Source organism: Streptomyces sp. NBC_01454 (assembly GCF_036227565.1).
Classification (GTDB): domain Bacteria; phylum Actinomycetota; class Actinomycetes; order Streptomycetales; family Streptomycetaceae; genus Streptomyces.
Genome location: NZ_CP109460.1, coordinates 5,421,628 through 5,434,961, shown reverse-complemented (window position 1 = coordinate 5,434,961; position 13,334 = coordinate 5,421,628). Strand labels below are relative to the sequence as shown.

At 65.7% G+C, this 13,334-nt stretch carries 13 protein-coding genes and 1 pseudogene; 5 read left to right on the top strand and 9 right to left on the bottom strand.

The features are described from left to right. Positions 1-88: 88 nt before the first annotated feature. From OIU81_RS24035 to OIU81_RS23995, 9 genes and pseudogenes are all read right to left on the bottom strand, one after another. On the bottom strand, positions 89-2,287 hold the full coding sequence (locus OIU81_RS24035) for a cell division protein FtsK (protein ID WP_329151166.1): 2,199 nt from the start codon (positions 2,285-2,287) through the stop codon (positions 89-91). Positions 2,288-2,378: 91 nt separating this feature from the next. After that, entirely contained in the window at positions 2,379-2,621 is a 243-nt protein-coding gene (locus tag OIU81_RS24030) for a hypothetical protein (RefSeq protein WP_329151165.1), read from the bottom strand. A 95-nt stretch (positions 2,622-2,716) separates the two neighbouring features. Next, positions 2,717-3,031, bottom strand: a pseudogene (locus OIU81_RS24025) (RRQRL motif-containing zinc-binding protein); the annotation flags it as partial. After that, positions 3,031-4,347 (bottom strand): hypothetical protein, encoded by a 1,317-nt coding sequence (locus tag OIU81_RS24020; RefSeq protein ID WP_329151164.1) that lies wholly within the window; start codon positions 4,345-4,347, stop codon positions 3,031-3,033. The gene OIU81_RS24020 and the pseudogene OIU81_RS24025, both read right to left, overlap by 1 nt. Next, positions 4,344-5,009: a GGDEF domain-containing protein gene (locus OIU81_RS24015; RefSeq protein ID WP_329151163.1), complete on the bottom strand. Its 666-nt coding sequence runs from the start codon at positions 5,007-5,009 to the stop codon at positions 4,344-4,346. Before OIU81_RS24015 ends, OIU81_RS24020 begins: the two co-directional genes overlap by 4 nt. After that, positions 5,006-5,320 (bottom strand): hypothetical protein, encoded by a 315-nt coding sequence (locus OIU81_RS24010; RefSeq protein ID WP_329151162.1) that lies wholly within the window; start codon positions 5,318-5,320, stop codon positions 5,006-5,008. Before OIU81_RS24010 ends, OIU81_RS24015 begins: the two co-directional genes overlap by 4 nt. A 79-nt stretch (positions 5,321-5,399) precedes the next feature. Beyond that, positions 5,400-5,870 (bottom strand): transcriptional regulator, encoded by a 471-nt coding sequence (locus OIU81_RS24005; RefSeq protein ID WP_329151161.1) that lies wholly within the window; start codon positions 5,868-5,870, stop codon positions 5,400-5,402. A gap of 162 nt (positions 5,871-6,032) precedes the next feature. After that, complete coding sequence (locus OIU81_RS24000; protein WP_329151160.1) at positions 6,033-6,191, bottom strand: hypothetical protein; 159 nt, start codon at positions 6,189-6,191, stop codon at positions 6,033-6,035. A 129-nt stretch (positions 6,192-6,320) separates the two neighbouring features. Next, complete coding sequence (locus OIU81_RS23995) at positions 6,321-6,494, bottom strand: hypothetical protein (RefSeq protein ID WP_329151159.1); 174 nt, start codon at positions 6,492-6,494, stop codon at positions 6,321-6,323. 456 nt (positions 6,495-6,950) lie between these two features. On the opposite strand from OIU81_RS23995, the gene OIU81_RS23990 reads away from it, so the two are divergent. From OIU81_RS23990 to OIU81_RS23970, 5 genes are all read left to right on the top strand, one after another. Beyond that, entirely contained in the window at positions 6,951-7,316 is a 366-nt protein-coding gene (locus OIU81_RS23990; protein WP_329151158.1) for a winged helix-turn-helix domain-containing protein, read from the top strand. Positions 7,317-7,486: 170 nt separating this feature from the next. Then, positions 7,487-8,710: a helix-turn-helix domain-containing protein gene (locus OIU81_RS23985; RefSeq protein WP_329151157.1), complete on the top strand. Its 1,224-nt coding sequence runs from the start codon at positions 7,487-7,489 to the stop codon at positions 8,708-8,710. A gap of 19 nt (positions 8,711-8,729) precedes the next feature. Next, the gene (locus tag OIU81_RS23980; protein WP_329151156.1) at positions 8,730-9,212 is read left to right on the top strand and encodes an NUDIX hydrolase; all 483 of its coding nucleotides are present in this window, start codon (positions 8,730-8,732) and stop codon (positions 9,210-9,212) included. A 592-nt stretch (positions 9,213-9,804) separates the two neighbouring features. Further along, complete coding sequence (locus OIU81_RS23975) at positions 9,805-10,575, top strand: DUF4231 domain-containing protein (RefSeq protein ID WP_329151155.1); 771 nt, start codon at positions 9,805-9,807, stop codon at positions 10,573-10,575. Positions 10,576-11,231: 656 nt separating this feature from the next. Beyond that, the gene (locus OIU81_RS23970) at positions 11,232-12,197 is read left to right on the top strand and encodes a hypothetical protein (RefSeq protein ID WP_329151154.1); all 966 of its coding nucleotides are present in this window, start codon (positions 11,232-11,234) and stop codon (positions 12,195-12,197) included. The last annotated feature ends 1,137 nt before the right edge of the window (positions 12,198-13,334 follow it).

The window sequence follows — 13,334 nt, the reverse complement described above, 5'->3', positions numbered from 1 at the left end:
CTAGCGGCCTGATCAGATGCGGTGCGGGGCGCTAGCGGGGCCGCTAACGTTAGCGAGGGTTACTGCTAGCGATAGCGGCCCCGCAGGCTCATCCGGCGTCGCGGTTTCCGTCACGCTCCGCTACCGCGGCAGCGATGTGGGCGCGTTCGATGCCGCGCCGGTTGACGACCTTGTCCTTGTCCTTGAGGCGGCGCCCGATCTGGACGGTGGCGATGCCGTAGGGCTTGAGCGCCGCGGTGAGCTGTTCGGCGGCCCACTCGCCGTAGACCTCCGGCCGCAGCTCCGCCAGGCGGGCAACGACGGTTTCGTTCCAGACCTTGGCTTCTTCGACCGGGATCACGCCCAGCAGATCCCGCAGCAGGTCATACGCTGCCGCTTCGGTCTCCGGCTCCTCGCCCAGCGCATGGCCGGAGAGCAGGCCGGCGTCCTCGCGGGCCTTGCGGGCCCGCAGCGAGATGGCCTCCGCGCCGACACCATCGACGTAGACGGAGCCGACGATCCGCGCGTCGGAGCCTTCACCGACGAAGTAGTGAATGCCCTTGTCGCCCCAGGAGAACATCGTGGCCCGCACACCCCGCTTGTAGGCGGAGGTGCCAAGCACCATGTCGTTCTCCAGCTGGCCCATGACCTTCAGGCACCAGCGGGCGGAGGCGTTGGCGGAGATGCCGGTGGGCAGCGCCTTGGCGTCCGGCCGCTGAGTTGCCAGCAACAGCACGATCCCCGTGGCCGGCCCGCGCTTGACCAGGTCGGTGGCGATCTCCTCGAACTCGTCCTTGTACTTGGGGTGCTCGAACAGGACCTGGCACTCATCCACCCCGATCACGATCGGGTGCAGGCCCAGTTCCTTCTTGCTGGCCAGCTCCGAAGTCACCTTCGACTCCGGGCAGATGTCCCGCGGCAGGGAGCGGATCATCTTGGTCCGGCGCCGCAGCTCGGTGCGCAGGTCGCGGAAGTCGCGGATCGTGTACTCGATCGCCTCGTCATCGTCACCGGCGGCGTGCCGATGGGAAACCGCGTTGCCGACCGGGTCCAGGTCGCCGGTGCCCTTCATGTCGTAGGTGTGCAGCTCCGCCCGCGGATCCAGGGCGGCGATGAGCAGCAGCAGCCGCAGCAGGAAGGTCTTGCCCATGCGGGGGATGGCGCCGATGATGCCCGCGATGTACATCAGCGTGACGTTGACCCAACGTCCGCGCTGGTCGGTGCCGAACGGCACCGGCTTGAACAGGTCCACCGTCCCGGACTTGGCCAGCGGCCACGCCGGCTTCTTGGCCTTGGACATGTCCTGATCGCCGACCCACAGCACCAGGCGGCCGGTGTGCTCGTCCGGTACCGCCTCGGGCCACACGCAGCCCAGCGGCCGGCGCAGACCAGAGGCCAGCTTGTCGCGCCGCTCGATCACGTCAGTGACCGTTACGCCGTACGGGAGGTCGCCCTCTGCCCGCCAGCCGGGGCCGTCGCGGGTGATCGGAGCTGTGAAGGTGAATCCCTCGCGGCCCTTGGACTGGGCCTGGTTGATCGCCGGGATCCCCAGCGCGCCCAGCGCCCGAAGGACGATGTCCGAGGTCAGCTTCTGGGCCTTGGGCAGCTCCACAGCCCGGTTGATGACAGGGTCATCGGCCGCGTCCCCGGCCCACCCGAGGGCCAAGACGACCGTGCTCACCGACACCGCCGCCAGCCAGGCCGGGGCGAGCACGTACAGGGCGAGCGCGGCGCCCAGGCCGATGAACGTCGCCAGGATGACCACAAGCGTGCGCAGCCGTACCCGGCCGTCGCGCTGGCGGGAGAGCTTGAGGTAGGTGGCCGCGTCCTCCTTGACCACCATGGCCCGGCGCACCGGATCGCCCTCGGCGTCGGAGGCCCAACGCATCGTGCCGCCAAGGAACTTCGCAGCGCCCCGCGGCGCCTGGAGGGCCAGCCGCGTGGCGTAGACCGGAGAGCGAAGGGCGTGGTAGCCGGTCATGTGGCCGTAGTGGCCGGCCACCCAAGCGGCGGCGGTCTTCAGCTCATCAGCGGACCTCAGCCACTCCGGGACGATCGCCCGACGCTTTGCCCCGATGATCCGGCCGAGGTAGCCGGGGCCCTTGACGTCGGGACCGTCCACCAGCACACGGGCGGAAGGGTCGCCCGGTTCGGCGGCGGGGGTGCCGGGTTCCTCGGCGGACGGTTCCTTGCGGGCGGAGCGAGCCTTGTTTAGGTCCACCACCTCGGCGCCCTCCTGGGGGGCGGTGTCGGCGGCCATGTCGGCTTCGAGGCGGTTGAACAGGTCGTTTTCGTCGTCGTGATTCACTGCTGTTCCTTCCTGAAACGGGAGGGAAGGGGCCCGGACGGCGCTTTGGCCGGCAGACGTCCGGGCCCCGGCTGTGCGAAACCGGTGCAGGTCAGAGCTGGTTGGGCTCCAGCGAGAAGAAGACGACGTTCGCGCGCGCCATCTCCGGGCTCTGCTGAGCGATGTCGGCCTTGATGGCCATGAACACGTCGTGGCGCGTGGAGCCCTGCGGCGGCGTCCAGGTGCCGTAGAGGGTGTTCATCGCACGGCCGGGCAGCTCCACGGTCATGACCCAGTGGTGGGAGCCCTGCGGCTGGGCGGTGGGGCTGGCGGTCTGAGCGGGCTGGGTGGTCACAGCGGTTCTCCTGTTGTGTTGATGGGTGTTCAGGCAGCGAGGGAGGGCGCGTCGGCGCAGGTCACGCAGACGCCGAGCGAGGTAGGAATGAGTTATCCGGCATCCCGGTGGCACTGCAGGCACAGGCGTCGGGCGGCATTTGCCTTGGCAAGCGCTGCCCACTTCGCGGGGGTCATCGGCCGAACCGGTAGGGCCAGGTCGAGGCGGTAGAGATAGGCGGCGCGGACGCCGGCGTTGTAGCGGCGGGAGCGCCACAGGATCTGTGCGACGACCTGTTGCCCGCCCGGCCGCAGACCGCGGGCGCGGAGCTGGCGGCGGGTAGCCAGTCCCAAAGGCACCAGGCCCCAGGGGTAGGTCGGAGTGCCGAAGCGCTCCCCGCGCGGATCCCAGAAGCGCGGCTGCGCAGCCATCACTGCTGTCCGGCTGCGGTCACCAGGTGGAGCCCTTGACGGGCGGCGGTGGCGCGGCGTTCGTCCACTGCCTTGATGCGCTTGCGGGCCCATCCTTCAGAGAAACCGAACTCCCGGCCCAGCGCGGCCGGCCCGATCGGCGTTCCGGCATCCAGGGACTGCGCGTACGCCTCCTCAGCACGCTGGCGCGTACGCTCCAGCTCCGCTTCCTCGTACGCCTTGTCCGAGGCGGCCCGCGCGGCCGTACGGGCAGGCCGTACGGGCGCTGTACGGGTCGGCTTCGGAGGCTCGGGCGTACGGGGCTTGACCTGCTCGTACGGCACGTTCAGGGGCCCGTCCGTACGGTCTTGGGTACGCTCCCCGGCCCCGTCTTCGAAGTCCGTACGCTCCTGCTGCGGCGTGGCTGCGGGAGCGTCCGTACGGGGGCCGGTGAACAGCTCCAGTGAGGGCAGCGGTCCGGCGTCGGCGTGCTCGGTGACGAGCTGGGCGACTTTCCCGGCGCGCTTGGTGTGGCGCTTGAGCTCCCGGCGGGTGACGCCGGGCTCCGCGGCGTGGACCATCCGCCAGGCGGTCTCCCACGCCCGGGCCTCGTCCATCGGCGGGACGGTGGCCCACCGCAGCCGGGTCGCGGCGCGGTGCACCTTGCGGTGGTGGCGGCGCCGACGACGGTTGTGCCGGATCTCCTCCGGGCTGGCGCCGGTGTCGTCCTCCGAGACCGACAGGCGGTAGGTCTCATACGCCACCGGCGCGGCCAGCGACCCGACCGCGGCGACCACGCCGAAGCCCAAGCCCCACATCTGCGCACCGTGCGCGAGGTTGATCCCGGCAGCCACCAGCGCCGCCGACCAGGTCCCGGCACGGTGAACGCCAGCGGACAGCCCACGCTGTTCGCGACGCTGGCCCTGGATGGCGAACATCCACGTCAAGGACTCCAGCGAAACACCGCCGGCGACGGCCATCGGCCACGCCCAGCGGCTGCCCAGGAAGTCGATCTGTGCGGGCAGCGCCACCGACACGAACAGGGCAATGACCGCGATGGTCACCAGCGTCACGCGGTGCCTGTCCAACTGGCCGCCGATCCGGGCGCACGCGGCCCGTCGCCGCTCCCGGCGAGCCGCCGCGCTCTCCTCGCGCTCCTGGCGCCGCTCGCGGCGGGCTTGCGCTGCGGCTTCCCGGCGGACGCGTTCGACTTCGACGTTGGCCTTCCCCGCTGCTGCTGCGGTCTGGACTCGCAACAGCTCGGCTTCGGCATGGGCCTTGGCGACGGTGGCCGCATCCATCTGCCGCGCACCCCGCGCACTGTAGATCTGGCTCATCGCGTGCCCCTTTCCGTGCTCTGGTGCACGCTGGTGCCGCGGCGGCCGTCGCGGCGGCCGTTGACCGTCCGGTAAGCGGGGGTGGCGTTGCCGCCTGCAGCCATCCAGCCGCCACCGGTCTGCTTGGCGCCGTACATGACCTCATCCGCGCACCGCATCAACCGCGACAGATTTGCCGCGCGGCTGCACCGGTGCGTGCGGACCACGCCGGCAGAGAACCCGACCCACAGCACGTGGTCCTCGAACTCGACCGGTGCGCGCAGCTCTTCAGCCAACTGGTCCATGGCCCAGTGAAGGTCCGCCAGGCTGTAGACACTGACGACGGCAGCGAACTCGTCGCCCCCGAGCCGGGCAGCCACTCCGCCGTTGTTCAGGCTCCACCGCTCCAAGCGCTGGCCCGTCGCTGCGATCACCGCATCCCCGACCGCATGGCCGTAGGTGTCGTTGATCTGCTTAAAACCATCCAGGTCGATGACTACGACCGCCCGATGTCCGGACTCCAAGCTTCGCCGAGCGCGCTCCTCGAACGGCTCGCGCGTCCACAGCCCCGACAGCGGGTCGCGGCGCGCGGCCTCGATGCGGCGGCGCAGCCTCAGGCTATGGACAGTCCATCCGGCTGCAAGCGGCAGAGCCGCGGCCAGCATGGTCAGGGGCTCGCTCATGCCGCCTCCTCCGTCCCCGCGTTGCGGACTGCGCGGCGGGCGGGCCGCAGCGGCGCCACGGACGTGAGCGCGTCGGCGTAGATGGCGTCCCACGCGGCGATCTCGTCACCGCTCTCGCCGTGCTCCACCAGGTCCGCCAGGATGTCGGCGGCAGCGTCCAGGCGGGCCGCGCGCTCGTCGGCCGTCTCCGGCTCGAAGGGGCTGAGGAACAGTTCACGGTCGATGCCCAGCGGCCGTTCCTCGAAGCCGAAGGCCAGCTCCTCGAACTCGCCGGTGGACACGACCTGTTGGGCGCCGATGTACGTACGCATGTGGATCTCTCCTTGAGTCGAAGGGATGCCGGGGCGGTCGCGGTCTTTGGCGAGAGGCGACCGCCCCGGGGTGGGCTGTTCAGACGGTGGCGATGATCAGCGCGGCGACCAGCAGCCACAGGTGGTGGAAGGACTGGTCAAGTGCGTAGGCACCGGTGCCGAGGTGAGCGGCAGGCTTGCCGTCAGCGGTGACAGGGTGTGCGGGGTGGGCAGCAGTGCCGAGGCCGTAGAACTCGGTCTTGCCGGTGACCTTGGCCAGCCACGCCAGCGTGCTGCGGCGGTCCGCCCACCAGTGCGTGAACGCGTCTACGCCCATGCCGATCACCAGCCCGAGGACTGAAAGGTTCAGGCCCAGCAGGGCGGCGACCGGGAGGAGTAAGGCCAGCTTGGTGGCGGTCAGAGTGCCAACGTGGCGGGCGTCGGCCAGGCGGCCGGTCCAGCCCGGGCACCCCTTGGTGGCCGACTGGTGCGAGGTCTGAACCCAGTGGTCACCCACGCTGTGAGCGACGTACAGGGCGATGAAGACAGCGGCGAACGTAGCGGCATTCATGTACGACTCCTGGTCGTCGAAGGGACGTAGAGCCGGGGCTCTCGCGGTGATGTGGCGAGAGGTGAGAGCCCCGGGTGAAGCCGCTCGTACGGCCCCTCAACCCCGCCCGTACGGGAAGGGCGAGGGAGGCAACCGGCCGGTGCGGCTGATGAATTGCTGGTGTCAGTTGGTGTTGTCGTCCGGGACGATCTCCACCTGACCGCCGGTTACGGTGACGGCCTCGTTCGGGCCGGCAACCACGGTGAAGCTCTCGTCGGCCTGGTCCGCAATGTCGTTGCGGAACTCGCCGTCGCTGCCGAAGCCAATGACCAGACGGGACATGTGGGTGTGCTCCTTCATCAGAAGGAGCCGGACTGTCCGGCTCCCTGCCACCCCGCCCGTACGGCAGCGCGCCAGACGGACGGGGGAGGCAGCCGGCCGAAGCGCAAAGGCGCCCCGAGGAGCCGGGGGTTACTGGTGTCCCTGCCAGGCGCTGGCTGCGGCGTTGCCGTGCGAGTGGGCGTGCCCGGCCTGTTCACGAGCCGCAGCCTGGTTCTCCGGGCTGTTGTGGGTGCGGTAGTCCTCGCGGGCCTGAGCATGCAGCTGCTCGACCGTGCTGGACTGGGCGTCGCTGCGGGAGCGCAATATGCTCAGCTTCGATCCTTTCTGGGATCGCAGGGCGCGCCCGACAGCTGCCAGGCGGAGGGCGCGCCCTGCTTCGTGTTCTGACCTGGAGCCCAGGGCTCCCCACCGCTCCCGGCCGCGAACGGCCGGGAGCATCTGGGCAACACGGGGTTGCGAGGCACAGGCGCGGCTCGTAGCCGCGCGGCCGCCTTTTCAACTCGGGGAGGCGGGGCCCACCTATGCAGTTCTCAAGGAAGGTCCGCTTCCAGCCCGTTGGCGTGCGACTACGTCGCCTTCCCTGGTCTTCCGGCTGGTGCGGGGCACTGCGCGCTCACTCAGCTCCGTCGGCTCAGACGGGCATTTCCACTTAGGTAACCTAGGTCGCTTTGATGAGATCAAGTTACCTAGGTTGGTTTTGGGCTGTCAAGGGCTCGCACCCAACGACGCCAAGTGACCTAGGTTGGGTACGCTCTACTGATGGACTTGAAGCCCTCGAAGACGCCGAACGCCCGGGAGATCGCCGCCCAGATCCGTGACGACATCGCTGCCGGGACATACGGCCCTGGGGCTCGACTGCCCGGGGCCAAGGGGTACGCGAAGAAGCTCGGTGTGGCGCTCATGACGGTACAGAGGGCCTACGGGCAGCTCGCCGAAGAGGGGCTCGTCGAAGGGCGCCCGGGGAGCGGTACGTACGTGGTCGACCCTGTGCAGGGCGAGCCCACCGTGCAGCAGACCGCTGCGAATATCCGCGACGTTCACGCAGAGCTGGTGCGAGTCACGGCCCAGCTCGCCGACCTCGCGGAGCGGGTCGCGAAGCTGGAGGAGTCGAAGGGAGGGGACTGACAAGTCCCATGGAACGCCACTCCAGTTGATGGCCAAAGACATTCCTGCACCACCTTGTTGTCGCTTCAGAGCGTCTCGCTCTGGACGTCTACGACGCTATGGCGCGCTCCCCGTGCCACCCCGGAAAATCCTTCCGGGGTCCCTTCGCGAACCGAGGTGAAGCTGAAGCCATGCGAGGAATGACGCAGCACCTAACGACCGGCGAGCGCGTGGCCTGGTACCGGCACCGCCGTGGACTCTCTCAGGAGGTGCTGGCCGGTCTGATTGGCCGCACCGCAGACTGGCTCGGCAAAGCCGAGAACGGCCGCATCGAGCTTGACCGCCTGTCCGTAATCCGAGCGCTCGCCCACGCCTTGGATGTCTCCATTGGCGACCTGATCGGCGAGCCGACGCTCCTGGAGTGGACCGCAGAAAGCGGCCGGCGCACAGTCCCTGCACTCCGGGAAGCACTGATGGACTATCGCCTCCTCACCCCGCTGATCAGCCCCGCAGCCGACGGGGCGCCGCCCACCTTGACGGCGCTCCGGTCCGACGTTGGAGAAATCTGGGACACATACCAGGGCTCACGGTTCGGGCTCGCGGCTCGACAGCTGCCGCTCGTACTCTCCGACGCCCTGCTCTCCGCCCGCACTTACGCCGGTAGAGAGCGGGAGGAAGCAAACGGCCTGCTGGCACTGACGTACCAGGGGGCCGCCATGGTCCTTGGCAAACTGGGAGAGAACGAACTCGCCTGGATCGCTGCCGACCGCGGACTCGCCGCAGCCCAGCAGTGCGGGAGCGACGTCATTACGGGTTCCTTGTTCCGGTCCGTGACTCACTGCCTGTTGTCGACAGGCCGCTACGAGACCGCAGTGTCCCTCGTAAACGATGCCGCTGGCGTGCTAGAGCCAGGACTCGCCGCGGCCAGCCCCGCCTTCATGTCCGTCTACGGGACTCTCTTCCTCACGGGGTCGATGGCGGCAGCGCGAGCCGAAGACCGTGCCACAACCCAGGCGTTCCTCCGCGAGGCCCAAACAGTGGCAGATCGACTCGGTGACGATGCGAACCACATGTGGACCGCCTTCGGACCCACCAACGTCGCCATCCATCGTGTGGCGACGGCCGGCGAGCTGGGTGATGTCCAGGTCGCAGTCGAACTCGGACCGCAGGTCGACACGAGCGGACTACCGGTCGAGCGCCGTGTCCGTCACAGCTTGGAAGTGGCCCGCGCCCTGAGCTCGTGGAACCGCACCGATGACGCGCTCGCCATGGTGCTCGAAGCCGAGCGGATCTCGCCAGAGCAGGTCAAGCACCACTACATGAGCCGGGAACTCGTGCTCGGCTGGATCCGTGGAACCCGCGGCCGGCCGAGCCGTCCGATCGCCGATCTGGCCGACAGGCTCCGCGTGGTGTGAGCTGGTTAGGCTCGTTCGCATGAGCGAGAACGAGCACGAGGCGAAGATGGCGCGCCCGAGAATGGCTTCGGGCGCGCTGTTCTTTGACGACCAGGGCCGAGTCATGATGCTTGAGCCGACGTACAAGGACTACCAGGAGATCCCAGGGGGCTACGTCGAGACTGGCGAGTCGCCGCAACAAGCGTGCGTCCGCGAGGTGCGTGAGGAGCTGGGCATCGCGCCGGAGATTTGCCGCCTGCTCGCCATGGACTGGGCTCCCAGCCCCACAGAGGGCGACAAAGTCCTCTACATCTTCGACGGCGGCATCCTCTCACCGGAACTCCAAGGACAGATCCAGCTGCAAACTGCGGAGATCAGGGCGTACGCCTTCCATCCAGTCTCCGACGTAGCCGATCTCACGATCCCGCGGCTCGCCAGACGAGTCCAAGCAGCCGCCAGGGCTCGGGCCGAGGGGCGGACGGTCTATCTGGAGCATGGCAGAGAGGTAAACCACACCAGTTGACTGCACTTGCCGCCAGCCCCACGGGCCGCAGCTGAGACGCCAGGGCCCGCAGTCCCCCGTGAAACACGTTCGGGCCGACCGGTTCACGGGGCAGCTCCTTGGGTGTCCTACCTGTCCGACTGTCCGGTGAGAGCCCTGACCAGTGGGAAACGAGCGGGACAGCAGTGGCGGAAGCTGTCCGGGCTGTCCGGTCGAAGGCGGCTGCAACGCCTCCGGATGTTGCAGCCGTCAGCGGAACCGACCTGCTGTCGCAGCGCTCAAGGTGCGAGCAGGCGTGCCACTTCTGTCTTCACAGTGCCCAACGCCGTCGCCATAGCTCGGGTTGCCAACACCATCCAGCACAGATGAGGCAGGAGCAGCCCCCATGAGCACCACTCAAAACGATTCTCAGCATTAGGGACACAGCGAGTCGAATATGGATTCGACCGATTTCAGTCACTGCCACACCGATCAAGCCCGATATTCAGAAATCAGTGCACCTCATACAACGGCCCAATAGGATCCTTTGGTCGGATTTTGGATCACCGGGGGGTGAGGCATGACACGCTCAACTGGATCGGCAAGCGGCCCCACTGAGCAGCTACTTGATCACATGACTGCAATTCTAGAGTTGCAGTCAAAAATTCGAGTAAGGAAACTTCAGCTCCGCACTCTTTACGGTACTGGATTCGCGACACTCCTTTCGAGTCTCGCGATCTACATCGCCACGGTTTCCACATGGCGCACGGTCGACCTTGGAAAGGTAAACAAGGTTGCAATCCCTCTGACCCTTGCATGTGGAATCGCATTCTGGATCCTCGCCTACATGGAAAAAGAACGCTTACGCGATGAACGTAAGTCCGTCCGCGAACTCCAACTAGAGCTGCAAATCGCCGAAGAGAGGAGAATCCTCGAAGCATCGCAGCTCGGCGTCCCGGTAGAGCATCGTCAATATACTTATAAAGACTCGCTGCCCCGGGAGCTTGACCAGCTTCGGACCGAGGCACAGCATTACCGCAGGATTCACAACCTGTTTCAGTCGATCATTATCATCGGCTCGTTAGGTACCACCACTGCTGCTAGCCTGGCAGAAACCCCCTCATACCTTAAATGGGTAACCGTGGGGCTGAGTTTCTCGGTCGGAGTTTCTGCAGGTTTCACAGGGTACTTCAAGTACCGTGAACGAAGCTTCTACTTGCAGCAAACCGCAGACGATATCGACCAACATGCCACTGCATTTGAACTAGGCATCCCCCCTTACACAGGGGATGAGAACGAGAACCTCTTGAAGCTGACCAAAGAAGTTGAATCGCTTCGCGTAGAGCAGCGCAAGAGGCAGCAACAACTCGACCAGCCGCAAGAGGGTCGAGATGGCACCGTCTGAAGCGACTAGTCGATTGTGGGGCTCATTCTAGTGCGGCGCAGCACAAAACGATGGCTTCTATCCCCCATTACACAGATTCGCGCACACAAGTTGGTGGCTAGTCAGCGGACTACGCTCGACGCGGAAACCGCATGGGTTCTAGTGCGATTACGTAAAAATCCAGCCGAGGCAGACTACGCCCTCGCGGCCAGTGACCTTCCCAGGAGCTCCAATCCTGGCGTTCACTACGACAGGTGGGAGAGCCTGTCGCGCGAGGAGAGGAACCGCCGCACCAAGTGGCTGGAGCGTCGCGGGAAGTCACCCTTCCAACTACTCGATTTGAGTAGCCATTTCCTTACCATCGCTGGAATTGCAGTAGTGGATTGGGGACTACCCGAGGAGAGGCAACAGCGAGCGTGAGGGCTTCGAGAGGACGAGGTTGACCGCCTCCACCTGAGAGGGAGCAGCCTCGGCCACTGACGACCGAGAACCCTTCAGCGAAATTCTCTGCCCGAAGAGGCCAGTAGCAGCCACAACCAGGCCGCGCTCGCGAACGGCCGTAACTGGAACAGCTGCCCGTCCGCCGCTCGAAACACCATCTGCCTATAAAGTGGGATAGATCAGCTCACACAACACTACTGGAAATCAACCGTGAGCGAACGAATGAACGGTGAGATGTGAGTTCGAATTCCAACGAGAAGGGCGTCACGGCCCTGGGAGCAGCCGGAGTCGTGGCGGGGGTGCTCGCGGCTGCCAATCAAAACCTCGTGATCAGTTGGATTGGCATCGCACTGACGCTAGGGATTCTCGGTTGGCTCCTCCACTTCTTCATTACGCTGCTACCACCAACGAAGCAACGTTGGGCGAGCTGCTCGTTCGTGCTGCTCTTTATCGGCGCCATCACTGCTGCCTTAATTACTCGTTGCAACAAGCCAACGGCGGCAGAGCCGTGGTGCACAACACCCATTCCCATTCGGTCCAGCGAGTCTCCAACGCCCGTATCCCCGGCCTTTGCGAGGAGCGTCCAGGAAAGTAATTCCACACGGATCGACAAGGTGCTCGTCAGAGAGCAGGAGGGGAACGCGATTGGCGGCTGTGTAAAACTTGACGTCTCAGTCCGAGCTAAATCGGCGAACATGGTGTATATCGATCTCGTGCAGATGCATTTGCGCAAAATCTGGACTTTGCGCGAGACGTGCGCCTATGGAGGTAGGGGCGGTGGTGACGTTGAGATCTCTCATAATTACGACGTCTCGATGAGCCTCGACCGAGGCGTCAATGTGCCGTTCATGGACGTATCCCAAAGCATTGATGGCCATGATGTAGACAGATTCACCATCACCGCTCGCCTGGTTGCACCCCCTACGGTCAAAAGGGAGCTAAAGATTGTGGAAGCGGAACTTGAGATTTACAGCGATGGGGCTACGAAACCAGCAAAGTCTCAGCCGTTTCTCTTCATCTCCAATCCCGACCTGTGGCCCGAGAGCGTGCTTACTTACCGCGAGGCCAATGAGGCATCCACTGCAAAAGAGAATTCCAATGCGGTGCGAGAAGTCAGTAAGGAGCACGCTGAGAGAACGGAGCGAGTGGCCGATCTGATTGACCTCAATGCAAAGGCAGGGCGTAAGGTTTGCCCGCCGTGAGGCCACGAGGTCAGATGCAGCTAAATACTGTCCCGTTAATTACGCTTGCTCGGGGATGGCGCGGTGGTCTGCAACATCGTTTGATCGGCCAGAGCGTGTTTCACCGGGCGCGAGCGATCTTTGCAGGCAGCGCCCCTCAACAGTCAGGTCGAGCCTTCTCGAGCGACTGGTTCTTCCTCCTGCCGTGCGCGTGATGACCACAGGCCCCTCACATCCGAGCGCGTCCCTTATGTGTCCCAGCTGTCCGACTGTCCGGCTAAAGCTGTGACCTGCGGAAACCACCCGGACAGATCTGGGCGCGACTGTCCGGCTGTCCGGTTAGGGACAGCTGCAACATCCGGGGATGTTGCAGCCCGTCGGCAAAGCCGACCCTGATGGGCCGTAGGAACCGAAGGCAGATTCCTACCTGCTCATGGCCCACAAACTGCCGCCGCGTGGAAGCTCCCTGTCGAATACGTGTCGAAGTTGCTTCGGTTTTGGAGCATCCACCGGGACAAAGAGCCAGTTCAGATGGATGCGAACGACGAACTGAGCGTGTCTCTTCTAAGCAATTGGCGCCCGTTCGAGTGCTGCCAGGGGGGCTCGCAGAGGGCCTTTACAAGGGTGCGCTTCGGAGCTGAGCACTACCAAGAGATCCGTCACGGTCGCCTGCCGACGGCCGCTGACATGCGTCGGCCACCCGCTCGTCCGCACGCTGGAAGCATGACGAAGCCTCCCCCGTGGTGATGCACCCGCCCTCGCCATCCGGCGGCCGGCGGCCGGCGGACCCGATCATGCCCTCCGGAGCTGCTCGTTCGTCCGCACTCGGACCTACCGCCGAACTCTCGGTAAGGGCAAGGCGACGGTGATCGCTAAAGCGGCAGACGCAGGCCCGCGCGGACAGGTAGCGTTTCCAGCAGGCCCTTTCTCAAGCTTCATCCGCCTTACCCGATCTGCGGGTTTGGCCTCCTGGCGGGCGCCAGGAGGCACCCCCCGCGCAGGTTGAGGCGGGCCATTGCTGAGAGAGGAACCTCTTGGGCACGGAGAAGTACGCCAAGCGGCGGACCGTTCTGCGGCACGTCGGGCAGGTCTTGACCAAGGTCAGCGTCTACGTACTTGGGCAGCTGATCTGCTCCTGGTTCGGCCTGTAGGCAGGAA